Here is a 24,821-nt window from a genome sequence, read left to right as displayed (position 1 = left end):
TAAAAAATTCTCATTTAGAACAACTAAATAGCGAATTTTTTGCCTAGCTATCAACCCGTTTTTCCTGCCTCAAAATAGACCGCTTAATTAAGCGAATTGGTATAAGTCTGGATGATGAAGTGAAAAGTAAAGTTTAAAAACCGACTATGCTTGTGCGTAGTTTGATTTATTACCTAACCAGCGGTGAATAAGAGGGTCTATATGCTGAGGGTATTGCTTAAGCATTTGTTGTGCGATGGGCCTTACTTGATTGAGTGTTTGTTTATCGCGTGTTAAATCAGCGATTTTGAATTCGGCTAAACCGGTTTGTTTAGTTCCAAGTACTTCACCTGGGCCGCGTATTTCTAAATCACGCTCTGCTATAACAAAGCCATCGTTACTATCGCGCAGTACTCCTAATCGCTTCTGTGCAGTCTGAGAAAGTGGTGCATGGTATAAAAGAACGCAATGCGATGCGGTTGCCCCACGTCCTACACGGCCTCGTAATTGGTGAAGCTGTGCTAAACCTAAGCGCTCTGGGTTTTCAATAATAATTAGGCTCGCATTGGGGACATCAACACCGACCTCGATTACGGTTGTTGCGACAAGTACATGAATGTTCCCCGTTTTAAACTCACTCATAATGGCTTGCTTTTCAGTGGCTTTCATTCTCCCATGGACTAAACCAATATTAAGTTCATGTAAGGCTTCTTTTAATTGTAAAGCACTGTCTTCAGCTGCTTGGCATTGTAATACTTCAGACTCGTCTATAAGAGTACATACCCAGTAAACTTGTCGACCTTGTTCATTACAGGCAAGTTTCACTCGACTAATGATGTCATCTCTGCGGGTATCAGGGATGGCAACAGTGGTAATTGGTGTTCTTCCTGGTGGTAATTCGTCGATCACTGAGGTTTCTAAATCGGCATAAGCAGTCATCGCGAGCGTACGTGGTATAGGTGTTGCTGTCATTACTAGTTGATGTGGATAACAATCACCAAAGCGCCCTTTTTCACGCAGTGATAAACGTTGATGAACCCCAAAGCGATGTTGCTCATCAATAATGATAAGTACGAGATTGTTAAATTTTACTTCATCTTGAAATAAAGCATGGGTACCCACAATCATCTGCGCTTCACCAGAGGCGATCATTGCAAGTGTATTAATGCGCTCTTTTCCTTTAGTTTTACCGCCTAACCAAGTAACGGTTATTCCAAGACTTTCAAACCAGCTAGAAAAGTTGATTCCATGTTGCTCTGATAAAATTTCAGTCGGCGCCATTAATGCAACTTGATAGCCTTGTGCTATCGCAGTTAAGGCGCTCAGGGCTGCGACTAGTGTTTTACCCGAGCCAACATCACCTTGAACTAATCGCATCATAGGGTACGCATTTTGTAAATCTGCTTTAATTTCTGATACCACACGACTTTGTGCGTTGGTTGGCGCAAAGGGTAATTGCGCCAAAAACTGTCCCTCTAATGAATTAGTAGGCTCAAGTACAACGGCTTTAACTTGCTGTCCCTGTTCTCTTACTTTTAATAAACTGAGATTTTGAGCCAACAACTCTTCAAAAACGAGCCGTTGTTGTGCTGGGTGAGTCCCATGTTCAAGTGCAATGATATCAACGTCATTGGGGGGGCGGTGTAGTAATAATAATGCATCGCTTAACCCAAGTTGCGATGGTTGCCATTGTTGAGGTAGTAGCTCTTCTACTGCGTATTTTTGAAGCAATTCTATTGCCTGTTCACTCAACGCCCTGATAGAGAGTTGCTTTAACCCCTCGGTTGTTGAATAGACTGGCGTAAGTGTTGATGATGTAGGTTGTTGCTCAAAAGTGTCGCTAATACTGTATTCTGGGTGGTTCATTTCAAAGCCAACACGTCCGCGACGTATTTCGCCAAAACAGCGAATTATTTTACCCGCGCTAAATGCGTTTTTTTGTGCTGCGGTAAAATTAAAAAATCGTAGAGTTAACCTACCTGTCCCATCATTTATTTGGCAAACCAGCATACGCCTCTTACCAAAGGTAATTTGGCTTGTTTCAATGGTTGCTTGAACCGTTACATGGCTATGTGCGGTGAGCTCACTAATAGCATAAATACGCGTTCTGTCTTCATACCTTAGCGGTAAATGAAAAAGCATATCTTGTACTGTGGTGATGCCTAGCTTTAAAAGTCGTTCGGCCATTTTAGGGCCTACGCCTTTAAGTTCTGTGATTGGGTATTGGCTTAAGCTAGGTTTAGACAAAGTAGGCTCAATTATTGTTATTTAGTGAGTTAAGTGTACTTATACACTGTATATGCATCAAGTATGTTTTAATGCCTGCCAAAATTGTTCATCCGCAACGATTTCGCCATGCTCATCAAGTGCGGGATAAGGTAAGTTTTTTTGCTTACACTGCCTTGCAATAATTGGGTGGCAGCCTTCAAAATACATTGGATGCTTTATTTCTTCACTCAGCATATTTCTATTATATAACCCAGCTAACTCACGTTGACGTTGTGCTTCGAATAAGATTAATGCTGCTGCAACGGATACATTTAACGATTGCACCATGCCTTGCATTGGAATAATAATGTTTTGATCTGCATATTCGAGCGCTTTTTCTGAGATCCCCGTTTTTTCTTGGCCGACAATAATTGCAGTGGGTTTAGTGTAATCAATTTCTCTAAAATCGACGGCATCTTCACTTAAATGAGTTGCCAAAATTTGTACATCGGGGTTATGAGCACGGATACTGGCTGCGGCATCATCTATATTTCTGTGAAGGTGTGTGTCTAACCAGTTCTTACTGCCACCTGAGGTATTATTGGTTAGCCACTTTTGCTTTTCTGGCCAGACTGCATGCACATGATGGCAACCAACAGCATCGGCCGTTCTGACTATGGCAGATAAGTTATGGTGTTTATGTACGTCTTCTAAACACACGGTAAGATCGGTTTGACGACGTGAAAGTACACTTTCAATTCTTTGATAACGAGTTTGCTGCATGGGAGTCCTCTTTTTCGGCAAATTATACGAGATTTTTCACCTTAAGGCACCACTGTTCGGCTAATCGGGTTTTGTAATGAGATAAGGGTTTCGGTTGACTGAATAGCTTCTATTGCTTGTATTTTATTGATCAACACATCTTGTAGATGATCGATCGAGCGAGTCATTACTTTAATAAAAATACTGTAATTACCGGTGGTGTAATATGCTTCAACAACCTCTTCTAATGATTCAAGCTTAATCAGAGTTTGTGGGTAGTCTCTGGCATTATTTAAATTAATGCCGATAAAACAACATACATCGTAGCCAAGCTGTTTGGTATTAATGGTTAATTGGGTACCTGTAATGATCCCCGCTTGTTTCATTTTTTCAATTCGCACATGAATTGTTCCTGCACTGACACCGAAACGCTTTGCTAATTCAGCATAGGGTGTACGTGCATTATCCATTAATGCATGCAGAATCTGTTTGTCTAGATTATCGATTTGATAATTTTCCATAGGTTTAGTTGCTTTGTATTGTTGTATTTAATGTTTTTATACCATTTTTTTAATGATTTTAATATCGTAAAGCTATTTTTGTTATGGGTTATTGAATTAAACCGTTTAATTGTTACGATAACCATATTGAAGCGCTACTAAGCGCTGAGTCGCCAATACAATAACTGGGAATGAGGCCAATTATTATGAGTTCACACTATGTGCAGCAGCAGCAGCAAATAAGTAAAGTTAAACAGTTTTTTTCACAGCAATTAGAGCAAAAATTAGGCTTAATTGAGGTGCAGGCACCTATTTTAGCTAAGGTAGGTGACGGTACTCAGGATAACTTAAGTGGACACGAGAACGCTGTTGCGGTGAATGTTAAAGCCATTACAGATAGCCGTTACGAAGTTGTGCATTCGTTAGCAAAGTGGAAACGAAAAACCTTGGGTGAGTATGGTTTCTCTAAAGGTGAAGGAATTTACACACAAATGAAAGCGTTGCGACCTGATGAAGATTCACTAAGCCCAATCCATTCTGTGTATGTTGATCAGTGGGACTGGGAACAAGTTATTTGTGAAAGTACGCAGCGTTGTTTATCTACTTTGAAGCAAACGGTTGAAACTATTTACCAAGGTATTAAAGCCACTGAGAAATATGTTAGTGACAGCTTTGGTTTAACACCATTTTTACCTACAGAGATTACTTTTGTACATAGTGAAGCATTACGTAAAATGTACCCAGATTTCACAGCCAAGCAGCGTGAAAAGGCGATTACTCAAGAATATGGCGCTGTATTTTTAATTGGTATTGGGGGAGCATTGAGTGATGGCAAAATTCATGATGTGAGAGCGCCAGATTACGACGATTGGTCAACCCCGACATGCGAGCAGTACATGGGATTAAATGGTGATATTTTAGTATGGAACCCAGTGCTTGAAGACGCTTTCGAAATCTCATCGATGGGAATTCGTGTAAGCCCTGAAGTATTGCAAACTCAATTAAGTATTACGGGAGATGAAGACCGTTTAGAGTTTGACTGGCATAAGGCATTACTAGAAAGTAAGCTTCCACAGACAATTGGCGGTGGTATTGGTCAATCTCGTTTAGCGATGCTGTTATTACAAAAACAACATATAGGGCAAGTGCAGGTAGGTGTGTGGCCAGCGCAAACCTATACAAGTGTAGACGGTTTACTATAAAAAGTTGGGGCTGTTACTAACAGCCCCTTATTATTAAGTTTTAAATTCAATTTCTATTTTGTTATTTTCTAACTTAACACTACTCGGTGGGAAGTTACGGGTCGTTTTAAGCAGTTTATTGAAGATATGGATCTCTACACCCGAATGTAAAACGCCATTCACAGTTAACATGGCTTCATCGAGTAACGTATTCAGTTTTTGCTCTAAACCTGCTACTTGCTTTTCTAATTGTGCTGCTTGCTGACTAAGGTGTAGCTGCGTGGTGCCAATTTTATTTATGAGTTCATTTTTTTTATCTGCATCTTTAATTAAATCTGCTTTTTCTAAAGCCGCTTGTAAACTATCAACTTGTTCATTTGTTGCTGTTAGTTCACTAAAAGATTTATCAATCTCTTTAGTCATTTCATTGGCTGAAGCCGCTAAATTAATTACCATTTTAGCGCCAGATTCATTACCTATCTCGCCGGCAATCAGTTTAGTGGCATCTAGAATTTCACCCCCAAATAGCTTTCCTTTAGACAACTCGGATTGACCAATTTGTATTGTACTCTTTGCTTTCATTGAGCTGTGGCTAGCTTGACGGTCAAGCAGAATGTTTTTAGCTTCAATGTAACAATATTGAGAGTGTGAGGCATGGAAATCGCCTGCGCATATTATTTTACAAGACAGTGATTTATCTTCAGGCTTTTGATGGCCAATTACCCCTTGTTTTACAGTTATATCGCCTCCTGCGGTTAATTCGCCAGATTCAACCGTACCAAAAACGGTAATGTCGCCCGTTGCATTAATACGCATACCTGGCTCTACATTTTTACTCACTATCACACTGCCTTCAAAGTCGATATGCCCTGTTTTTACCGACACATCGTTGACAGTAAAAATATCGTCAACACGCATGCCATTATTTATTTCAACCGGCACGCCAGCAATCGTAGAGAGTAATTCCATCGGATTATTTTTTGAGATTTCAGTGCCCTCACCTGCAATTAGAGTATGAACCTGTCCGGGTTTTGCAGGTAATACATCGCCTAACACGGTAAACCCTTCTTGGCCTGGTGTAGCGGGTTGTTGCTGTATTAGTAACTCACCTGGTTTTACACTTGCTAACTTACCAAAGTCGCGCATATCTACACTGCCATCTTCTTTTAATTTAGGGGCTTTGAGACGATCTTTAAGTGTTTGAACCATTGCGTTAAATTTAGTTGGTTTACCGTCTATAGGTAAGCGCCCTTTGGCGAGTGGACCACTGACTATGGAGCCAGATGGGAGTTCAGATTGCTTTTGTAAAAGTTGCTCTAAAAATGCTTGCTTATAACCTCTCGCAACGTGCGCTTTAACTAATTCTTTTTTAGCTTCATCAAAACTCAGTGTTGCTCCCCCTTTAGCAAGAGTGAGCGTGCCTGTGGCTAGCATTTTATCATCACTTATCTTCACGCTTAAGGTGGCATCATGACTTGTTGCAACAACTAATATACGTTCAGGTGTTGCACTGCTGAAATAGTTATTTATGGCGTCATGATTGATTTCACACTCGCTGTAAGGCGATTGTTCAATTGCTTCAATGATAAAAGCAGCACTGGCGGGTGCAGATTTACTCGTATCGAGCAATACATTGCCATTTTTAGCAAGCTTAAACACAAGTTATCCTTTTCTACTACTAAAGTAAGGTTTAATAAAATAACGTGATTATAGAGTGCTAGAATTTTAGTTTTGAGTCAAGAATTCATCAAAGTGTAGTTACAGATTGGAATAAAAGCTATGAGCGGCGCTCATAGCTTATAGAGGTTAGTTTGTTGAAGGAAGTTCCATAATGCCGTCTATTTCTACTTGTACACCTTTAGGTAGTGCACGAACGCCAATAGCAGCGCGAGCAGGATAAGGCTGTTTAAAATATTGGCTCATTACTTCGTTAACAATGGCAAAATTTGAAAGATCAGTAAGGTAAATATTTACTTTTACTAAATCTTGAATGGTGCCGCCAGCTTCTTCACAAACAGCACAAATATTTTTAAATACTTGGTGTGTTTGCTCGCTAAAGTCTTCAGATATAACGTCCATTGTTTCAGGGACAAGTGGAATTTGCCCAGATAAATAAACCGCTGTGCCCACTTTTACTGCTTGGCTGTATGTGCCAATCGCTGCAGGTGCTTTATCCGTTGATATAAATGCTTTATTCATGATGTTCCTATTTTATTTTTTACGATAGACTTTTTGTACATCCGGCATCACACGTATACGACGCATGATATTAGCGACATGGATACGGTTTTTAACTGTGATCCCTAAGTCTATCACGTATAAATTACTTTCTTTTTCATCGGTAGCTATTTCTACAATATTGGCCTGTGTAGTGGCGACCACATTGGTTAATTTAGCTAGCGCACCTTGGTGGTTAATAATTTCTACTCGTAAAGCCGCAATGTATTCTTTTTCTGGATTATCATCCCATTTTACGACTAGGTATTTTGAACGATCATTTTCCCAGCCACGAATGTTCTTACACTCTTGGCGATGAACCGTTAAACCTTTACCCTGGCTGACATGAGCTGTAATAGCGTCTCCAGGCACTGGACGACAACATTTAGAATAATTAACTAACATGCCTTCTGTACCAATAATGGTTGCTTTTGCACGTTTAGCAATATCGTTTAAGTCATCGTTATCGTTTTGTAATAAGCGTTTGGCAATCAGCATGCTCATTAAATTACCTGAGCCAATTTCTACCAGTAGCTCTAAGGTTGAAGAGAGTTCATGCTCCTCAAGCACTCGCGTAATATTTTCAGCTGGCAGGTTATCAAACTTGTTTTCACCTAGGGCTGAATCAAGTAAGCGACGACCTAATAATAATGCTTCTTCATGCTGTTGGCTTTTAAGGTAGTTACGTACGCCCAGTCGCGCTTTACCAGTAACAATAAAGTTAAGCCATGTTGCGTTAGGATGAGCGCCTGAGCTAGTAATAATTTCTATTGTTTGCCCAGTATCAATGGCTTTACTTAAAGGATAAGGTTTACGATTAACGCGTGCGCCTACACAAGTATTACCAACATCAGTATGAACGGCATAAGCAAAATCGACCGCAGTCGCGCCCATTGGCAGTTCAACGATGCGACCATCTGGGGTAAAGACATAAATTTCTTCAGGGAAGAGTTCGGTTTTAACGTTTTCAACAAACTCAAATGATGATCCCGCACTTTGTTGTAACTCTAGTAAGCTTTGCATCCATTGGCGAGCACGCTGCTGCGCAGTGTGACCCGCATTGTCGCCAGACTTTTTATACATCCAGTGAGCCGCGACTCCTTTGTCTGCCATGTGATCCATATCGTGAGTACGGATTTGAATTTCAACAGGAATACCATGCGGGCCAACCAAAGAAGTATGAAGTGATTGATAGCCATTAGTTTTTGGCACGGCAATATAGTCTTTAAAGCGGGTTTCAATTGGCTTATATAAGTTATGAGCAACGCCGAGTACGCGATAACAGGTGTCCATAGAATCTACCGCAATACGAAAAGCGTAAATATCCATGACTTCGTTAAATAGTAACTCTTTGTTGAGCATTTTTTTATAAATACTGTATAGATGCTTTTCACGGCCTGATACGGTGGCCTTTATGCCAGACTCCTCAAGGCGTGCTTCAATTTCTGTTTGAATATTTGAAATAACTTCTTTGCGATTTCCACGCGCTTTAGCCACTTCAGATTTAAGTGCACGATGACGCATTGGATACAGCGCTTGAAAACCTAAGTCTTCTAGCTCATTTTTTATATCGTGAATACCTAAACGATTAGCAATCGGCGCATAAATTTCTAGAGTTTCGCGAGCAATACGGCGACGTTTATCAGTGCGAAGTGCGCCTAATGTTCGCATGTTATGCGTTCTATCAGCCAACTTGATTAAAATAACCCGAATATCTTGGGTCATTGCCATAATCATTTTTCGATAGTTTTCAGCTTGAAACTCTTTTTTATCTTTAAAGCTTAACTTATCAAGCTTGCTCACACCTTCAACGAGTTCAGCCACCGTTTCACCAAATATTTCAGCTAAATCCTGTTGGCTAAAATCAGTATCTTCAATCACATCGTGCATCAATGCTGCCATGAGCGTTTCATGGTCAAGGTGCATGCTAGCTAATATTTGAGTGACTTCAACGGGGTGAGTAATATAAGGTTCGCCACTTGAGCGAGTTTGACCTTCATGGGCCTCTCGGGCTACCACATAAGCTTTTTGAACTAGCTCAACATCGTCTGCTGGCAAGTATTTTGAGATTTTCTTTTTAAGACCTTCAAAAAGATACATTCACACTCCAATGTTCTCGTGAAGCAAATAAGTTAGGATAAGTTACGAATATACGATGAAAACAAAGGATTGCCAACGGCTATAGTTGAAATACTATGCCGTTAGCTAAATCAAACCGGGCGGTTGATTATTGGTTGCCACCAACAATGGCAGCAACAGCAGCTAGTTCTGCCGCTTCTTGGTGTTGTTGTTCTTCACGGTCAATAACATCCATTGAAGAATTATCAACTAAACCAAGTTCGATTTCACGTAAAGCAACAACTGTTGGCTTATCGTTCTCAGGATCTACCAGTGGATCTTTACCACCAACAGCAATTTGGCGGGCACGACGGGCCGCAACTAAAATTAAGTCAAAACGATTACCAATTGCATCTACTGCATCTTCAACTGTTACGCGAGCCATCTTAGCACTCCAAAATAATTTAAAAGCAAAGGCGTAGTTTACTGCACGCAGCAAGTTTCGCCAATAGCCAGTGGTTAATTTTTATCTATTTTAAGGCATGAACCGAAAATTAATCATAATTTAGATTATTTAAGTAGCTCATTAATTAAAGTTTGATGACGCGTGGTTTGCGCTTTTAGCGTTAATCGCTGTGCAATAACAACACTTTCTATCTCACTTAAAGCAGTATCAAAATCATCATTCACAACAACAAAGTCATACTCATCGTAATGAGAAGTTTCTGATTGAGCTTGTGCCATACGCCCGGCAATAATTTCAGCTGAATCTTGGCCACGGTTATTTAAACGTTGCTCTAACTCTTGCTTTGACGGCGGTAAAATAAAGATAGTTTTTACGTCATCCATTATTTTTCGAACTTGGCGAGCGCCTTGCCAATCAATATCTAAAAACACATCAATGCCAGCGGCTAACTGTGATTCAATGGCTTGTTTAGAAGTACCATAATAATTATCAAATACTTGCGCCCATTCAAAAAAGTCATCTTTGGCAATTAGTGCCTTAAACTCATCAACCGATACAAAATGGTAGTGTTCTGCATCGTTTTCACCAGGGCGCGGTGCACGGGTAGTGTGCGATACCGATACTTTCATATCAGCATGCTTTTTTAGTAATGCATTTATTAAGCTCGATTTACCCGCCCCAGAAGGCGCAGATAAAATAAATAAGTTTCCGCGAGAGTGTGCCATTATTTTCTCTATCTAAAAATAAACAGGCTCGAACTATAAACAGCTCAAGCCTTCAATTATTATATTGTACTTTATTTAGCTAATTATGCTCAAGTGAGTGGTAAAGCCAAAAAAAGTTACTCAATGTTCTGGATCTGCTCATTGAGTAGCGGCCTAGACCCTTACAAAATCAACGAGTTATCGAAAAGAAACCGTTCAAAAATGCTTGGTTGCCCACCAAACTGCCCACCACTTGCCTCTGGCTTTTACTAAATCTTAGTGGTTAGCAATGGAAAAACAGTGCCGTTTTTGCGCTGCTGTTAGTACTTAAAAATAACAGTTTTGAAGGGCTTTATCGAGTAATTTTTTCAAAACCTCAACCATAAATGGATACAATAATATCCACTTTCTGTTTTATTTCGCTATAATGGATATGAATGTATCCATTTGGCCTTTGCGGATGAAATTTACCTTACTTGATGATACCGATGTAAGCCAAGCCTATGCGGCTTATTTACGTGAGTTACGGAAGCAGGCAAAGCTGTCACGAGCGGCGCTTGCTGAGCGAAGCTGTGTACCTGCGGCCACCATTAAGAAATTTGAGCTGACCGGGCAAATTTCATTTCGCCAATTGCTGTTGCTATGGCAGACCCTTGATTCGCTAGAGAGGCTCTATCAACTCACACAACCTAGCAAAGAACGGGTCACTATGCCCTCTAGTATTGATGAGGTGCTAAAAGATGAGTTTTAAACCCATTCAAAAACTCGCCGTAACTCGTACGTTAAGTTCAGGTGAGCAGATTGCAGTAGGGGTCTTGGCGCAGAATCGGCAAGGCGTTTTTTTCCAGTATGCAGACAGCTATTTGCAGCAGTTTGGCAACTTATCACCTTTTACCTTGCAAGCGAATACGCTAGTTCAAGCCGCACCTAAAGCGCCTCATGAAGGAGTACATGGCGTATTTGGAGATTGTTTACCCGATGGCTGGGGCATGCTGTTGCAAGATCGTATTTTCCGGCAAAAGGGCATCCTGCCTAATCAATTAACGGCGATGGATAGGCTGGCCTTTGTTGGTGATAAAGGCATGGGAGCATTGTCTTTTTCTCCGGTGTCTGAGTTTTCAACCACGACGAACGCTGACATTGATTTAGCAACCTTGGGCTTAGAAGCACAAACGCTGTTCGATTCTTCAATGTCAGACTATATGGATGATAATCACGATGAGTTAGATGGGCATACGCAACAGGTGTTGGCCGCATTAGTCGCCGGTGGTAGTTCGGGTGGAGCAAGGCCCAAGGCGCAGATTTATATGCCTGCAGGGGAAACTCAGCATTGTCGAACCTTTGCTCAGCCTGGAGATGAGGCCTGGCTGATTAAATTTACTTCTAAAAATCTCGCGCTCGGGCATGAAGAAGGTTTGTGCGAGGCAGTTTATTTACAAATGGCAGAACTTGCTAATTGTCAACCGCCGCAATGGCAACTCATTGAAGCACCACCTACAAGCGGTGCGTCTGCTTGGTTGGCGCTTAAGCGTTTTGATTATGTCACTGAACAGGCCGACTTAGGCAGCAATCGCAGTTCAGGTCGCCTGCATATGCACAGCGCTTGCGGGCTAATGGATGCAGACTTTCGAACGCCAAGTTTAGATTACATTGATTTAATTAAAGCCAGCCGTCAGTTGTGTAAATCGCCAGCGGCTGGACAACTGCAATTTCGCCGCGCCATTTTTAATCTGCTGTCGTCTAATCAAGACGACCACAGTAAAAACTGGGCGTTTTTGCAAGCGGATGACGGTCAATGGAATCCTGCACCTTTTTACGATGTTACCTACAGCCCGCATCCATTCAACGAACACGCCACTGCTTTCGGCGGTTATGGCAAAGCGCCATCGCTTAAGGTGATGCAAAAACTAGCGACCAGCGCTGGCTATGGGAGTTGGCATGATGCAAGGCAAGTCATTGAAGAAGTCGCAGAAGCTATCAGCCAATTTACTCATCTTGCACGGCAGCAAGGTATCAGTAAAACAACAGTGTCTGCGATTGCTAAAACATTGGATCAGCGCAAACAGGAAAATGCAGCGCTTTTTCTACAACAATAAGAAGGGACAACAATGAAGCTCGGCCGAAACGATCCTTGCCATTGTGGCAGTGGTAAAAAATTTAAACGTTGTTGTATGAGCAGCGTTTCCAAGCAACATGCCCAAGTTTTCGATGATGTTGAAACCATGCTGGCAATGAACCCAAATTTGAGTCTTGATGAACTCAATACCGCTTTGCAGCACAAAGTGCAAGAACGCAATCATCAACCTCATCCCGATTTTTGTGGCGTGACGCCAACGCAAATGGCCAATTGGCTTTATGCGCCTTTTGATCAATTACAGTGGGTGACAATCAGCACTCCCGACTCTCTTTCTGCCAGCCCTGTGATGCGTTATCTAGCGCTCATTCTTGATGATGCCATGGCGCAAGAAGGCTCCTTCAAAGCCACAACTAAAGGCAACTTACCGACTAAATTAGTCAAACAGGCCAGTGAGTTATTGCCCGAATTTGCCGTTGCTCAATTCGAACGTAACATTAGTATCAGCGAGTTTGCGGGCAGCAACGAAGACAAGTTTAATGCTTTGCACTACACCCGAGTGCTTGCCGAAATTAGCGGTATTATTTATCGACGTAGCGGCCGCTACCATGTGAAAAAATCAGCGCAAAAGCAGTATCAGGTGTTAGGTATACAAGCATTTTTTAAACCTATGTTAGAAGCCGCCATCAGCAAATATAACTGGGGCTATTTGGACGGTTTTGAGTTTGATGCCGACTTGCGAACCTTTTGGCTGTTTATGCTGTGGCGTATTCAAAGCCACAGTAGTGTAGATCTGCTGGTTGAAGAGGTGAAAGTGGCTTTCCCAGATTTACTACAGGGTTTCCCAGCAGATGATTACTTCTCGCCGGAAAGAAACTTAAGCATACTCATCGAATCACGGTTTATTGAGCGATTTTTACAGTTTTGGGGATTTGTGACCCTTGATCCAAGAAGTTTTTTAAACACGGAATCTGTTGGTAGGACGGTACAGGTACTGCCTTTATTGAAACAAACTTTTCAATTCACAATAAATACATAGCAAGGTCATCGTGAGCGAATATCAATACTATAAATTTGAGCGTCTGGATGGGTATTTAGATGCTAAAGCACGTCAAGCACTCAGGGCCATTTCAAGCCGTGCCGAGATCAGCGCTACGGCCTTTCAGGTGTATTACACCTACAGTGATCTAAAGGCCGAGCCTTTTGAGCTGATGTTAAAATACTTTGACATCGGTTTTTACTATGCCGATTGGGGCTCAATCGATGCCTACATCAAGCTACCAGCAGGAACGCTTCCAGATGCGTTACTTGGCTTTTCAAGTGATGGGCTTCATATTCACGAAAACGATGAGTGGCAGTTGCTGATTTTTTCCCTTGAGGAGTATGATGAGTATTTTGACGATGAGCATGCTGACGACTTTTTCCAGCATTTAGCTGGGTTACGCAGCGGGTTAATGCAAGGGGATTGGCGGCTTGTGTACTTTATGTGGCTCAAAGCGTTTGATTTTAATGATGGCGTTGAGCGAGTGCCGTTAATTCAATTCGATTTTGAGCACCTCAGTGAAGAGGAGCAGGCGTTTGCTGCGCTGTATGATATTCCCTTAGCATTGGTTAAGGCGCTCGCCATGGTGCTGAGCGAACAACCCAGTCACCAAGCCAAACAAACTCAGCTTACGCTTGATGCGTGGATCCATAATCTCTCGCAAGCAGAGAAAGACACGCTATTACGCACGTTGTTTGAGCAAGGCCAGCTAACCCGTCACCAAGCCTTAGCGCTGACGCGAAAAGAACCTGTCAACACAGACGAGATCTATCAGTATTGGTTAACCCCCGAGGTAATTTCTCCTTTTATTGAGCAAGCGCAAAGCCAATTACAGCAAGAGCAAGCTGCAGCACTCGCAAAAAAATTAGCCATCGAAAAAGCAGAAAAAGAAAAAGCGTTGACGGATGTTTACAATCGGCGTGAGCACTACTGGCAGCAAGCACAAGAGCAAGCGGTTCGAACTTGCGCAAGTGGTTATGATGCGGCATCACGCTATTTGCATCAGCTGTTTGAGGCCTATCAGTTCAAAGCGGATGAAGCGGTGTTTGAACAACGTTTTAAGCGCTTTGTTGTGGCGAATAATAGCCGGAAAGCGCTGTTAAATCGCTTGAGTGATTTGCTTAAACGATGAGGCAAGAGACTGGCCAAATGACGTTAGCAAAAAACTGATTGAGGGTTAATGGAAGGTTGTAAGCCCACCAAAGGTCTACAAATTGTGGGTAAGCGGATTAAATGGTTGATCTTACCTTTGCATGAGAGTGAGACAGACCGGCATCTCATCGGATTATCTGGTTGATGCTTCACCTACTGCTGGTGCATGTTTCCTTCGCTAATTCCAGCAAGAACCCCACACGCCTCAACTTCCCGGTCATCGTTGCAACTCGCTCTCAGTGAAACGAGTTGTTTCTCAAGCGCTTGCAGAGCGGTTATCTGCGACCGCACATGAGAGATGTGATCATCGAGCAAGGCGTTGACGGCGGTACAAGGCTGATGAGGGTCGTCCTGATAGCTCTGTAGTTCGTGAATCTCAGCCAGTGACAGGCCCAGGATTCTGCAGCGACGGATGAAGGCCAGCCCCTCACCATGCTTCTCGGTATAGACACGGTAACTGTTGTGGTCAAGTAAAACTCTACACCACGAAGCACAAGAAGAAGGCACCGACTGCGAAGGTCTCTCCTTTCTACAAGAAAACCATCGGTTACGGACTGCCGGACTTCGCAGAGGAACTCAACTACGGAGTCGATCTATCAACCATCTGAGGGTGGTATCAGATTGATAGGGTGAAGGTGCCCCATCAACCATTAAATCCGTATACCCCTATATTTAAAGGGCTTTTAATTCTTTCTGCTGGGTTTGTTGTGGCATGGCAAATAATCGGAAAAATTCTAACTCCCTCGTTACCTATATCTGAAGTAATGGGTGTGGTCAGCTTATTGGGGCTTCTCGTCAATGGGCTCTGTCTTTATTTGTTAACAAAGCACAAAGAAGACGATATAAATATGAGCTCGGTGTGGGAGTGCTCTCGTAATGATATTGCTGCGGGGATGGCAGTTTTTATATCAGCCTTTGGTGTTTGGCTCACTCATTCAATGTGGCCGGACTTATTGGTAGGCTTTGCATTAATGATTTTATTTTTTCGCTCTGCTATAAGAGTTTTAGTTCGATCATGCCAAGAATATAAAAAACATACATCTGACTGTTGTTGATGCAGGGATTTAAAGTTGCGTGTGTTAATTTGCCCCCAGCTTTCCTTATCTTAGGCCTATGATTTCATTACCTGAAAGGGACCCTCTTATTGAGAACAAAAACTCGAAGTTATCTATACTACAGAGCAGATAACCCAGGGCAAACTTCTGCACACATAGCGACTAAACGTAGCATGCAACTTAATAACTAAATTCATTTATTACCTTTACCCGCTTATAGAAAACTGATGAGCGCCGTGCTTTTTGGTTAAGTGCGATAAGTTATCAAGCTCGCAATCTTCTGAATAACGAATAAATCCTCGTTTTATTTTGTTGGTGATAGCGCCATCAAGATTACCTGCACTCTTGACCACCGCGCTCTCGATGTCTTCAAGCGAAACTTGTAATAAATCATAACTAATAAATATAACCTGCTCCTTAAAGCTTAAAGATTCCACGCCCATTAGCAGGCCGACATCTTGCTTAAGTCGCGATTTAATTTCATCGGTTATTTGAACAGAAAGGTTTAGCTTGCGACTTTTAATAAGCTCTTCGCCTTTCTGTTTGGCAGAAAAACCATGCTGTGGATCACCCACAAACAAGTGAGGATACTCTATAAATCTCTGCCGGCATTGGTGGGAGCAAAAATAGTGCTCAATTCCTTGAAAACGATAAGTGAGCGCTTTATTGATTTCTGTCATATTACACACTGGACAAGTCTTTAAAGCCATATGTCGTTTCATAATCTGTGCCCTTAATTGTTATTGAATAATTCACGCCAGCTATATGCGAACTCAAAAAAAACAGCTCATTTAACAATATTTAATATGGAGCCTATTTTCAATGCTTTGCCGGTTAGGGCCTAAAGACCCAGGGTTATAAGTAACAAACCCAATTTGGCATCAAAGCGCATTACACTAATCAGCAGCGAAACTTTCCAAATAAATATTTAAGACCTTTAAGTGTTTAGCTTAAACCAAAGGCGTTTTTGTTTTTTACAATAAACGATTATAAATTGATGCTAATAGCCAGCCCGTAAAGCCCGTTGCCACAACCCAGAAGGCCAAACCGATTAACGCGCCAATAATATTTAAATGCCAGCCTATATTAGCCAATTGCATATGAAACATATCACCAGAGATAGATAACATAATTTTCGGCAGGACCAGCACTAAAAAGCTGCAAACGACCCAGATTAAAGAGGTGGAAACAGCACAAGCTAAACCAAACTTGAATGCGTTAAGGTTCATTTTAAACTCCTGCTTTATAACATAGGGGTTACTTATTTTACGATTCTCGCAATCACATATCCTCAAATCGATTGGCTGCTTGCACCGCTCGCATCATTTCGTGTTCCTCCATTGACCACAAATCCTCCAGCAATTCTTTGGCTGAGGGGATACCTGCACGCTCGGCAAGGTAGCGATATAACTCTATCACCTGATGGTGTTGGTTAACGATGACACTCATGATTTGAGCGGCATCAAGATCGGAAAAAGGTGCATTACAGTACTCGTGCTGAACAATCGGATGCTTATTAACATACTCATAGCACCATGTATTCAGCGCATTGCTATCGCCGGTTTCTTCAAAACGGCTCACAACATGCGTTAATTTTTTTTCATGGTCAGCCAAATAATCAAGCAGCATCTTAGCCCGCTCACTGTCGTTTTGGGTTGCGCAATGTGCTAAGCATTTAGACAAATGCTGATGAAATTCAGTAGTCCAGTGCAGCACATCTTTTAAAGTTTCAACTTGCATGGTTATCTCCTAATTAGAGCCACTGAATGTTAGAGAACCCAGTAATTTTTGCTGAAAAAAACCACCCTAAAACATATTGTTAGGTTGTATTTTTTGATGTGTTTTTTACGTGCGATTATAGTCACTTATGCGATCAAGCTATTGAGCAATAAAAGCCGAAAAACCAACGCCTTCTAGTGCACTTATTAACACTTCGGCTTGCACATCACCAGCGACAGTTGCTGTTGCGCTAGGTAGGTCCATGCGAGCGTCTTCAACGCCAGCAACCGACTTTAGCGCGCTCTCAATCTTGCTCACACAGCCACCGCATTTAGCCCCTTCAACCGCTAATGTATGCATGGGCAAACCTTTGCCTTTAAGGTTTTGATGCGCTGTCTCTATTGGCGATGCATCTTTATTTGCACAGCAGCAGCCACCAGATTTTTCATTGTTTTTCACGTCAGTTTTTTGATGATTCATACTATTTATTCCTCATTCGTTATTACTCGAAAAACAGCCTAGTCGGCTGAACTAAGCCGCTTGCTACTAAAGCATTGCCGCTTGCTACTAAAGCATTGCCGCATGCTTCAAATCATCTAATTTTGAAAACACTAGGCGCTTACATAGTTTTATGCCATATGTTTTTCAATCTAACTTTGTAACTCGCAAACGCAGTGCGTTGAGAATAACGCTCACAGACGACAGCGACATCGCAGCAGCTGCAAAAATTGGAGATAAAAGAATACCAAAAACTGGGTACAGCACACCGGCCGCAATCGGCACACCAGCAGAGTTGTAAACAAATGCGAAAAACAAGTTTTGGCGAATGTTTCGCATTGTCGCAATGGATAAATGGCGTGCTTGCACAATGCCCATTAAATCACCACGCAATAAAGTAATGCCAGCGCTTTCAATAGCTACGTCTGTGCCTGTTCCCATAGCAATACCAACATCAGCTGTCGCCAATGCAGGAGCGTCATTTACGCCATCACCCACCATTGCGACAATTCGACCCTCATCTTTCAGTTGTTGAACAGCTTTGCCTTTGTCTTCAGGTAAAACCTCTGCTTTAACTTCATCAATATTCAGTTTACGAGCAACAGCCTCAGCGGAGGTTTGGTTATCACCTGTCAGCATAACAACTCTTAAGCCATCTTTTTGCAGGGCCGCAACGGCAGCTTTTGTTGTGTTTTTTATTGGGTCAGCTATTGCAATTAGCCCACATACCTGTCCCTGTAACGCAGCAAATATAACCGTTGCACCATCGCCACGAAGCTCGTCTGCTTGGTCTTCAAAGGTAGAGGTATCAATATTATTTGAGCGCATTAGGAGCCTGTTTCCTAATAGCACTTGTTTACCCTCTATTTCGCCGGTAACGCCCTTACCATTTGGGGAGTCAAAATTCTTCGCGCTTGGTAAGGCTATTTTCATGGCTTTCGCTTTTTCCAGAATTGCATGAGCCAGAGGATGCTCACTGCCTTTTTCTAGGCCACCTGCATATCGAATCAGATCAGCTTCGCTTAAATTATTAGCCGGAACTAATTTTGTCACTTGTGGCTTGCCTTGCGTTAGTGTGCCAGTTTTATCGATCACAATCGTATCGACTTTTTCCATGCGTTCCAGTGCTTCCGCGTATCTAATTAACACGCCAATCTGTGCTCCACGGCCGACACCAACCATAATAGACATCGGCGTTGCCAACCCTAAAGCACATGGGCAAGCAATAATTAACACACTAACCGCTGCAATAAGGCCAAAAGCCATGGGCGGGGTTGGCCCAACAACTGACCAAACAACAAACGCAATAATGGAGACAACAATAACAACAGGAACAAACCAACCCGCAACTTTATCGGCTAAGCCCTGAATAGGTGCTCGGCTACGCTGGGCATTAGCCACCATTTGAACAATCTGTGAAAGCATCGTGTCGCGGCCAACTTTGTCAGCACGCATAATAAAACTACCCTGTTGATTAATGCTTCCCCCAATCACCAAATCACCTTGGCTTTTCTTAACCGCTAAAGGCTCACCGGTAACCATAGACTCATCGACATTGGATCGACCCTCTAATACCTCCCCGTCTAAAGGTACTTTATCTCCCGGGCGCACGCGCAAATGATCACCCACGATCACCTGATCAAGCACAATATCGGTTTCTTCACCGTCTTTATCTAGCTTTCTTGCTGTGGCAGGGGCAAGGTCGAGCAAAGCTTTTATTGCTCCTGACGTTTTCTCTCTAGCTCGCAGCTCAAGAATTTGCCCAAGCAGCACTAACACAACGATAACGGCGGCGGCTTCAAAGTACACAGCAACCGATCCATCAGCTTGGCGAAAAGCATCAGGGAAAACTTGTGGTATTAATGTTGCTACTAAACTGTAAATTAAAGCAACACCCGTACCAATAGCGATAAGCGTGAACATATTGAGGCTGCGGTTCAATACTGACTTCCACCCTCGAACAAAAAACGGCATGCCACACCACGCTACAACAGGTGTCGCTAGAAGTAGCTGTATCCAATTAGATGATTGTGGCGACAATATGTGATCAAAGCCAAAAATGTGTCCACCCATCTCAAGCATAAAAACGGGCAGTGCAAGAATAAGACCCACCCAAAATCGGCGGGTCATATCAGCAAGTTCTTCTGAGGGCTTGTCATCAAGGCTGACTTGCTCTGGCTCAAGTGCCATACCACAAATCGGGCAGTCTCCAGGCCCTTGCTGGCGAATTTCTTGGTGCATGGGGCAGACGTACATAGCCTCTGGGTCTGCAGGCTTTTCTTTCTTTTGCTTACCCTCAAGATACTTATCAGGGTCGTTATCGAATTTTGAATGGCAGCCGATAGAACAAAAATACCAATCTTTACCTGCATATTGACTGTGCTGTTTTGCCGTATCAGGGTCTACATGCATTCCGCAAACAGGATCTTTCACTGTATGCTCACAGTGACTGTGGTCGTGTTGTTGCTCACTCATTTCGTACTCCTTTTCATGAATAGGCTAAATCGTCAATGCCGTAAAATGCTGCAGAGCCAAATTCACCAAAAAACTTAGCCAAAACGCCTTGCCAATGCATCGGCAAGCTTGCTATATATTACCGAGTAAAGATTAAACCTTTACCTATGCTAGCTTGTTTGCTGTATTACAAAACCAGCCCCACCATCAATTAACATTAATGGTGGCTATCATGCTTATGATCACCGGGCTCATTATGTTTTGCGACTGCACTTTTCGGAGAAAAGCTCAAAAATATCTGCTCAGCCACTGCGATAATAACCATAATGGCTACCGCAACAACAATCACAAATGGATCTGAGTTTATTTTCACCCAAACAAACCCACCCAACACGGCTAAATCAAAAGCTATTGCCGCAGCTGGCACCCATCTAGTTGCCTTTATATCACTATATAAATACCGTATAACGCCCCAATGTATGGAGATATCCATAACAAGATAAAAGACGATACCCAAAGCAGCAATTCTTGATAAGTCAAAAAAAGCAGTAAGAATAAGACCCAAAACTACCGTGTACACAAGCGTATGCTTTTGAATACTACCCGGCATACCAAAGTGACTGTGAGGCACCAAATTCATCTCAGTCAGCATCGCTAACATTCGAGATACGGCGAAAATACTGGCCAGAATCCCACCTGCTGTTGCCATCATGGCAATCGCTACAGTGAACCAAACCCCATAGTCACCTAAGGCCGGACGAGCGGCGGCGGCAAGCGAATAATCTTGAGTTTCAATAATTTCTGCTAAGGAAAGATTACTTGAAACGGCAAAGCCCACCAATGTATAAAGTAAAACGCAGCAAGCAATAGAAATAACGATAGCTCTACCAACGTTTTTGTGTGGGTTTTTCACTTCAGAGCCGCTGTTGGTTATTGTGGTAAAGCCTTTAAAAGCCAAAATACCCAGCGCTGTTGCACCAAGAAAATTGCCAACAACACCAGACTCAGTGCTTGTTGAAAAATCAACAGCAACGCTATCAGCCAGCCAAACACCTACCAAACCAATAGCAAGAATACCGACAATTTTGAGAACACCAATAAATGACGCAACGCCTTGAATCCACCGATTGCCAAGCAGGTTAATGAAAAACGCCGCTAGAATAAGCGAAACACCCAGTATAGATACCATACGGCCGCTATCATCACCTCCGAAAAGCTGCATGGTGTATGACCCAAATGTCCGAGCTAAAAAGCTTTGGGCAATTACCATCGAGAAATACATTAGCAATGCATTAAATGCCGTAGCTAAGCTATTGCCATACGCTTTATGAAGATACATCCCAATGCCACCAGCTGAAGGATAAGCATTGGATATTTTTATGTATGAATAGGCGCTAAAAGATACAACGATTGCAGCAGCTAAAAATGCTAAAGGAAAAAGCCCCGCTGCCATTTGAGCCATTTGCCCAGTAAGTGCAAAAATACCGGCACCAATCATAACCCCAGTGCCCAACATCACGGTGCCTGAAAGTGTCAAACTCCCTTCTTGATAGTGGGTGGTTCTGTCCTTATTTGAATCCATAAAATCTCCTATTGATTGACAAAATATTTAAAAATTCAGAGCCCATCTAGGTTTTAGAAGATGTTTGCGACCCTGTTATAATTGTGCCATTTACTGAACAGTTCTTGCAGTAACTGTTATTTGCTGCTTAAGCTGTAATAATAATTTCTATCGAGCACTTTGATTTATGAATCCTCATAATCCTCGTCCATCAAAACATATCAACCTGAACTCTAGCTGAAAATAAATACTGTAAGCTGCGAGCTTAGCTTTTTTAAAACTTATGAATATTGCGAGACATTTAGATTTTTTACATCCTTAGGTATTCATGGATGCAAAAGGCTGTGGCTTAAAAAAACATGGCTATGCTGTAGGCTAATTTTTAATTCTTTTATTTATGATTGTATTCTCAGAATGCTCAATTGGGCGGCTGATTTTTTTATTGTAGAAATTGTTTTAATATCCTTACAAGCTTTTAAAGGATTTTGCCAAGGTATTATTAACGTTCAACGCGATTAAAATAACTCTTTTGAGCGTTGGAAGGCTTATAACGGCCTCATTTAAAAAAAACAGTGCTTTCAGCCGCAGTAATATGTAAAGACTGAATATTAATTAATGGCTTAACCAAAAGGTTTTAGCGCTTTCGGTTAGCCACTTATTTTCTAAAAACCTCAGAAAAAAACTCTGGCACCAACAACTGCAAACCACCCGCCATTGTCATCACCGGATGACTTAAGTAAATCAGCAGTATCACCATAGCTCCTCTCATGAACGACACCAATATATGGCGAAAAACTGCGATCTATAAGGTCATAGCTTAATCTTAATCCTAGCTCCGTCGACACCAGGCCCTTACCAACACCTATTTCTTTATCTTCATTAAAGGCTACCGTTGTGTCCAGCGAAGCGGTGACAATCCAATAATTTGTTAACAACAGCTCATATTCTGCGTCTAAATCTACCGAAGTTTTACCGTCCTCACTAATGTAAAAGTTGGTGTCGATTTCAAACCACTGGGGCGCTAGCCCTGCAAGACCAAAAACAGCATAAACTCTATCGTGGCCTTCTGGGTTATCGAATCGTAAACCTGCCTTTGCATCAAAAAACGTAGATATTGGCACTTGCCCAACTAGCTGGTTTTCAAGCTTTTCATAGGCATCACTTTCAAATGCGTATTCACCGTTTGACAGCAAGCGTACCTTCCATTCATCGGTTCCATAAAAAAAGTCCGCATCCCACACTCCCAGCCTTTCATCACTTTTTCGGTAGCGATATTCAAGTTCTTCAAACTGTGCTCCCCAAAACTTTAGTGGTTGCTTTCTTTGCGTGGTATCTATGATTCGTTCTTTAGCCGACACCATCATTGGCGTCATCATTGCAACCAGAGCGATGCTTATCAAAAATCTACTAATGCTCATAACGCATCTCCCGACGATACAGTTGAATCAGTTGTAGACTCTTCAGATTCAGGCCCACCTTCAACTATCACTTTTGCGAACATTCCAGCTGCCATGTGGTAAGACAGGTGGCAATGAAAAGCCCATTGCCCAGGCGCATCAACTTCAGTTTCCATATAGGCCGTTGTGCCTGGCTGTATACTGATAGTGTGCTTAACAGGGTTCCACTGACCTGCCCCAACATCAAGCATCGACCACATGCCATGAAGATGCATTGGATGGGCCATCATCGTTTCATTAACAAACTTAAAGCGAACCCGCGAGCCATATTGAAGGCGTATAGGCTCAGCATCTTCATATTTAACATCATTGATGCTCCATATATAGCGCTCCATATTGCCGGTTAAGCGCAGTACAATTTCACGGGTTGGCTCACGCTCTTCATAAAGCGGCTTTTGCGCTCTCAAGTCAGCATAAGAAAGAAACTTCCCGCCATTAGCGGCCTCAGGGGTTAGCCCACTGCCTTGAGCATAAAAAGGATCAACGGGCGTGTCCTTGGAGGACGCCATCGAACTATGGTCCATACCTTTCATTTTGGAATGATCCATACCTTTCATTTTGGAATGATCCATACCTTCCATTTTGGAATGATCCATATTTTTCATTTCTGAATGATCCATGCCTTCCATTCCAGAGTGATCCATGCCATGCATGGCACCCATGTCGGCCATGGTTAAACGCCCAGGTTTACGCAACGCAGGGACATTAGCTTCCATGCCATTCTTTATGGCCAATGTGCCCCTGGCGTAACCAGAGCGTCCCATGGACTCAGCAAAAATAGTGTAAGCTTCTTTGTCTTTGGGTCGAACAATCACATCGTAAGTTTCTGCAACTGCTATGCGAAATTCATCCACATTGACCGGCTGCACGTTATTGCCATCAGCTTGCACAACCGTCATATCTAAACCTGGTATACGAATATCAAAATAGGTCATCGCGGATGAATTAATAAAACGCAATCGAATACGCTCTCCAGGTTCAAAGAGCCCTGTCCAATTTTGCTTTGGTCCTTTACCATTAATCAACCCCGTAAAACCTTGAAGGTCTTCAATATCCGCTTTCATCATGCGCATATCACCCCAAGCTAAGCGGTCTTTAACGGTATTCATAAATCCGTTTTTAGAAATATCATAGAAAAACTCACCAACCGTCTGCTGCTCGCGATTATAATAATCTGACGTTATTTTAAAGTTACGCATTATCTTGTCACCCGAATGAGGGTGCGCATCAGCTAACTGAATCACGTATTCGCGATCATACCGAAATGGCTCTCTTTCTTTCGGTTCTATAATAATAGCGCCGTAGGCCCCATCAGGTTCTTGAAAACCCGAATGACTATGAAACCAATAGGTTCCAGCCTGGGTAATAGGGAAATTGTATGTAAATGTTTCACCAGGCTTGATCCCTGGAAAAGTAATGCCAGGAACACCGTCTTGCTCAAACGGCAGAATGATTCCATGCCAGTGTATAGACGTCATTTCATCAAGATTATTGGTGACATTAATGGTGACGTCTTCACCTTCTTTAAAACGTAAAACAGGTCCCGGCGATTTACCGTTGTAACCAATGCCATTTTTCACAAAATCGCCTGTATCAATTTTAACATTATCAACAGTCAAATTATATTCACCGGCAAAGCTCAGCGTTGAAAAAACCAAGCTTATAAAACCTGCAATAAAGATCTTTTTCATATCAAATTACTCTTATAAACATTTTTCTTGTACCAAGCACTTA

22 protein-coding genes and 2 pseudogenes are annotated in these 24,821 nt (G+C 42.3%); 7 read left to right on the top strand and 17 right to left on the bottom strand.

Going from position 1 to position 24,821, the window contains the following annotated elements:
* Positions 1 to 144: 144 nt before the first annotated feature.
* The 3 genes from recG to asnC are packed head-to-tail and all read right to left on the bottom strand — an operon-like array spanning position 145 to position 3,470.
* Positions 145 to 2,226, bottom strand: a complete 2,082-nt coding sequence (recG, locus tag QMA00_RS09960) for an ATP-dependent DNA helicase RecG (protein WP_290157022.1) — start codon at positions 2,224 to 2,226, stop codon at positions 145 to 147.
* A gap of 57 nt (positions 2,227 to 2,283) precedes the next feature.
* Positions 2,284 to 2,970: a tRNA (guanosine(18)-2'-O)-methyltransferase TrmH gene (gene trmH, locus QMA00_RS09955; RefSeq protein WP_024601822.1), complete on the bottom strand. Its 687-nt coding sequence runs from the start codon at positions 2,968 to 2,970 to the stop codon at positions 2,284 to 2,286.
* 41 nt (positions 2,971 to 3,011) lie between these two features.
* On the bottom strand, positions 3,012 to 3,470 hold the full coding sequence (gene asnC, locus QMA00_RS09950) for a transcriptional regulator AsnC (RefSeq protein ID WP_013466068.1): 459 nt from the start codon (positions 3,468 to 3,470) through the stop codon (positions 3,012 to 3,014).
* Between the two features lie 185 nt (positions 3,471 to 3,655).
* Between asnC and asnA the strand changes: the two genes are divergently transcribed.
* Entirely contained in the window at positions 3,656 to 4,651 is a 996-nt protein-coding gene (gene asnA, locus QMA00_RS09945) for an aspartate--ammonia ligase (RefSeq protein WP_036980417.1), read from the top strand.
* Positions 4,652 to 4,684: 33 nt separating this feature from the next.
* On the opposite strand, the gene QMA00_RS09940 is transcribed toward asnA, so the two are convergent.
* From QMA00_RS09940 to gmk, 5 genes are all read right to left on the bottom strand, one after another.
* Complete coding sequence (locus QMA00_RS09940) at positions 4,685 to 6,289, bottom strand: FapA family protein (protein WP_290157018.1); 1,605 nt, start codon at positions 6,287 to 6,289, stop codon at positions 4,685 to 4,687.
* Between the two features lie 147 nt (positions 6,290 to 6,436).
* Positions 6,437 to 6,829 carry a RidA family protein gene (locus QMA00_RS09935; protein ID WP_013466064.1) on the bottom strand — a complete coding sequence of 131 codons (393 nt, stop codon included), beginning with the start codon at positions 6,827 to 6,829 and terminating at the stop codon, positions 6,437 to 6,439.
* 12 nt (positions 6,830 to 6,841) lie between these two features.
* On the bottom strand, positions 6,842 to 8,947 hold the full coding sequence (gene spoT / locus QMA00_RS09930) for a bifunctional GTP diphosphokinase/guanosine-3',5'-bis pyrophosphate 3'-pyrophosphohydrolase (protein WP_290157017.1): 2,106 nt from the start codon (positions 8,945 to 8,947) through the stop codon (positions 6,842 to 6,844).
* A 127-nt stretch (positions 8,948 to 9,074) separates the two neighbouring features.
* The gene (gene rpoZ / locus QMA00_RS09925; RefSeq protein ID WP_008108220.1) at positions 9,075 to 9,350 is read right to left on the bottom strand and encodes a DNA-directed RNA polymerase subunit omega; all 276 of its coding nucleotides are present in this window, start codon (positions 9,348 to 9,350) and stop codon (positions 9,075 to 9,077) included.
* A 125-nt stretch (positions 9,351 to 9,475) separates the two neighbouring features.
* Positions 9,476 to 10,096 carry a guanylate kinase gene (gene gmk, locus QMA00_RS09920; protein ID WP_036980411.1) on the bottom strand — a complete coding sequence of 207 codons (621 nt, stop codon included), beginning with the start codon at positions 10,094 to 10,096 and terminating at the stop codon, positions 9,476 to 9,478.
* 439 nt (positions 10,097 to 10,535) lie between these two features.
* Between gmk and QMA00_RS09915 the strand changes: the two genes are divergently transcribed.
* Genes QMA00_RS09915 through QMA00_RS09900 form a run of 4 tightly spaced genes read left to right on the top strand, consistent with a single transcriptional unit; the run spans position 10,536 to position 14,323 of the window.
* Entirely contained in the window at positions 10,536 to 10,826 is a 291-nt protein-coding gene (locus QMA00_RS09915; RefSeq protein ID WP_075274496.1) for a helix-turn-helix transcriptional regulator, read from the top strand.
* Positions 10,816 to 12,171, top strand: coding sequence for a type II toxin-antitoxin system HipA family toxin (locus QMA00_RS09910; RefSeq protein ID WP_290157011.1), 1,356 nt, complete (start codon positions 10,816 to 10,818; stop codon positions 12,169 to 12,171). Before QMA00_RS09915 ends, QMA00_RS09910 begins: the two co-directional genes overlap by 11 nt.
* Positions 12,172 to 12,183: 12 nt before the next feature.
* Positions 12,184 to 13,188 (top strand): SEC-C domain-containing protein, encoded by a 1,005-nt coding sequence (locus QMA00_RS09905; RefSeq protein WP_250659857.1) that lies wholly within the window; start codon positions 12,184 to 12,186, stop codon positions 13,186 to 13,188.
* Between the two features lie 10 nt (positions 13,189 to 13,198).
* Positions 13,199 to 14,323, top strand: a complete 1,125-nt coding sequence (locus QMA00_RS09900) for a hypothetical protein (RefSeq protein WP_250659858.1) — start codon at positions 13,199 to 13,201, stop codon at positions 14,321 to 14,323.
* A gap of 173 nt (positions 14,324 to 14,496) precedes the next feature.
* Here QMA00_RS09900 and QMA00_RS09895 read toward each other — a convergent pair.
* A pseudogene (locus QMA00_RS09895) lies at positions 14,497 to 14,799 on the bottom strand (MerR family DNA-binding protein); the annotation flags it as partial.
* A gap of 20 nt (positions 14,800 to 14,819) precedes the next feature.
* Here QMA00_RS09895 and QMA00_RS09890 point away from each other — a divergent pair.
* Together QMA00_RS09890 and QMA00_RS09885 are read left to right on the top strand one after the other, a co-directional pair.
* Positions 14,820 to 14,951: pseudogene (locus QMA00_RS09890) on the top strand (ISL3 family transposase); the annotation flags it as partial.
* A gap of 27 nt (positions 14,952 to 14,978) precedes the next feature.
* Positions 14,979 to 15,398, top strand: a complete 420-nt coding sequence (locus tag QMA00_RS09885; protein ID WP_290157007.1) for a cation transporter — start codon at positions 14,979 to 14,981, stop codon at positions 15,396 to 15,398.
* A 206-nt stretch (positions 15,399 to 15,604) separates the two neighbouring features.
* On the opposite strand, the gene QMA00_RS09880 is transcribed toward QMA00_RS09885, so the two are convergent.
* The 8 genes from QMA00_RS09880 to QMA00_RS09845 form a co-directional block, all read right to left on the bottom strand.
* Positions 15,605 to 16,120 (bottom strand): hypothetical protein, encoded by a 516-nt coding sequence (locus tag QMA00_RS09880; RefSeq protein ID WP_290157005.1) that lies wholly within the window; start codon positions 16,118 to 16,120, stop codon positions 15,605 to 15,607.
* A 252-nt stretch (positions 16,121 to 16,372) separates the two neighbouring features.
* Positions 16,373 to 16,627 (bottom strand): DUF5676 family membrane protein, encoded by a 255-nt coding sequence (locus tag QMA00_RS09875; RefSeq protein WP_290157003.1) that lies wholly within the window; start codon positions 16,625 to 16,627, stop codon positions 16,373 to 16,375.
* 52 nt (positions 16,628 to 16,679) lie between these two features.
* The gene (locus QMA00_RS09870) at positions 16,680 to 17,138 is read right to left on the bottom strand and encodes an ATPase (RefSeq protein ID WP_290157001.1); all 459 of its coding nucleotides are present in this window, start codon (positions 17,136 to 17,138) and stop codon (positions 16,680 to 16,682) included.
* A gap of 138 nt (positions 17,139 to 17,276) precedes the next feature.
* On the bottom strand, positions 17,277 to 17,597 hold the full coding sequence (locus QMA00_RS09865; protein WP_290157000.1) for a heavy metal-associated domain-containing protein: 321 nt from the start codon (positions 17,595 to 17,597) through the stop codon (positions 17,277 to 17,279).
* Between the two features lie 165 nt (positions 17,598 to 17,762).
* Positions 17,763 to 20,090, bottom strand: a complete 2,328-nt coding sequence (locus QMA00_RS09860) for a heavy metal translocating P-type ATPase (RefSeq protein ID WP_290156998.1) — start codon at positions 20,088 to 20,090, stop codon at positions 17,763 to 17,765.
* Between the two features lie 196 nt (positions 20,091 to 20,286).
* A complete protein-coding gene (locus tag QMA00_RS09855) occupies positions 20,287 to 21,651 on the bottom strand; it encodes an APC family permease (RefSeq protein WP_290156996.1) in 1,365 nt (454 codons plus the stop codon).
* A gap of 650 nt (positions 21,652 to 22,301) precedes the next feature.
* Positions 22,302 to 23,048, bottom strand: a complete 747-nt coding sequence (locus tag QMA00_RS09850; protein WP_290156994.1) for a copper resistance protein B — start codon at positions 23,046 to 23,048, stop codon at positions 22,302 to 22,304.
* Entirely contained in the window at positions 23,045 to 24,778 is a 1,734-nt protein-coding gene (locus QMA00_RS09845; protein ID WP_290156993.1) for a copper resistance system multicopper oxidase, read from the bottom strand. Before QMA00_RS09845 ends, QMA00_RS09850 begins: the two co-directional genes overlap by 4 nt.
* Between the last annotated feature and the right edge of the window lie 43 nt (positions 24,779 to 24,821).

Source organism: Pseudoalteromonas sp. APC 3694, from assembly GCF_030407565.1.
GTDB lineage: Bacteria > Pseudomonadota > Gammaproteobacteria > Enterobacterales > Alteromonadaceae > Pseudoalteromonas > Pseudoalteromonas tetraodonis.
This window is presented reverse-complemented; position numbering and strand designations above follow the sequence as displayed.

Bases quoted from the DNA above. Each gene is read 5' to 3' on its own strand.
- QMA00_RS09910 (WP_290157011.1), top strand. From the start codon at position 10,816: ATGAGTTTTAAACCCATTCAAAAACTCGCCGTAACTCGTACGTTAAGT.
- QMA00_RS09860 (WP_290156998.1), bottom strand. From the start codon at position 20,090: ATGAGTGAGCAACAACACGACCACAGTCACTGTGAGCATACAGTGAAA.
- QMA00_RS09850 (WP_290156994.1), bottom strand. From the start codon at position 23,048: ATGAGCATTAGTAGATTTTTGATAAGCATCGCTCTGGTTGCAATGATG.
- trmH (WP_024601822.1), bottom strand. From the start codon at position 2,970: ATGCAGCAAACTCGTTATCAAAGAATTGAAAGTGTACTTTCACGTCGT.
- QMA00_RS09865 (WP_290157000.1), bottom strand. From the start codon at position 17,597: ATGAATCATCAAAAAACTGACGTGAAAAACAATGAAAAATCTGGTGGC.
- spoT (WP_290157017.1), bottom strand. From the start codon at position 8,947: ATGTATCTTTTTGAAGGTCTTAAAAAGAAAATCTCAAAATACTTGCCA.
- asnA (WP_036980417.1), top strand. From the start codon at position 3,656: ATGAGTTCACACTATGTGCAGCAGCAGCAGCAAATAAGTAAAGTTAAA.
- QMA00_RS09845 (WP_290156993.1), bottom strand. From the start codon at position 24,778: ATGAAAAAGATCTTTATTGCAGGTTTTATAAGCTTGGTTTTTTCAACG.
- gmk (WP_036980411.1), bottom strand. From the start codon at position 10,096: ATGGCACACTCTCGCGGAAACTTATTTATTTTATCTGCGCCTTCTGGG.
- QMA00_RS09915 (WP_075274496.1), top strand. From the start codon at position 10,536: ATGAAATTTACCTTACTTGATGATACCGATGTAAGCCAAGCCTATGCG.
- QMA00_RS09905 (WP_250659857.1), top strand. From the start codon at position 12,184: ATGAAGCTCGGCCGAAACGATCCTTGCCATTGTGGCAGTGGTAAAAAA.
- QMA00_RS09855 (WP_290156996.1), bottom strand. From the start codon at position 21,651: ATGGATTCAAATAAGGACAGAACCACCCACTATCAAGAAGGGAGTTTG.
- QMA00_RS09875 (WP_290157003.1), bottom strand. From the start codon at position 16,627: ATGAACCTTAACGCATTCAAGTTTGGTTTAGCTTGTGCTGTTTCCACC.
- QMA00_RS09935 (WP_013466064.1), bottom strand. From the start codon at position 6,829: ATGAATAAAGCATTTATATCAACGGATAAAGCACCTGCAGCGATTGGC.
- QMA00_RS09880 (WP_290157005.1), bottom strand. From the start codon at position 16,120: ATGAAACGACATATGGCTTTAAAGACTTGTCCAGTGTGTAATATGACA.
- asnC (WP_013466068.1), bottom strand. From the start codon at position 3,470: ATGGAAAATTATCAAATCGATAATCTAGACAAACAGATTCTGCATGCA.
- QMA00_RS09870 (WP_290157001.1), bottom strand. From the start codon at position 17,138: ATGCAAGTTGAAACTTTAAAAGATGTGCTGCACTGGACTACTGAATTT.
- rpoZ (WP_008108220.1), bottom strand. From the start codon at position 9,350: ATGGCTCGCGTAACAGTTGAAGATGCAGTAGATGCAATTGGTAATCGT.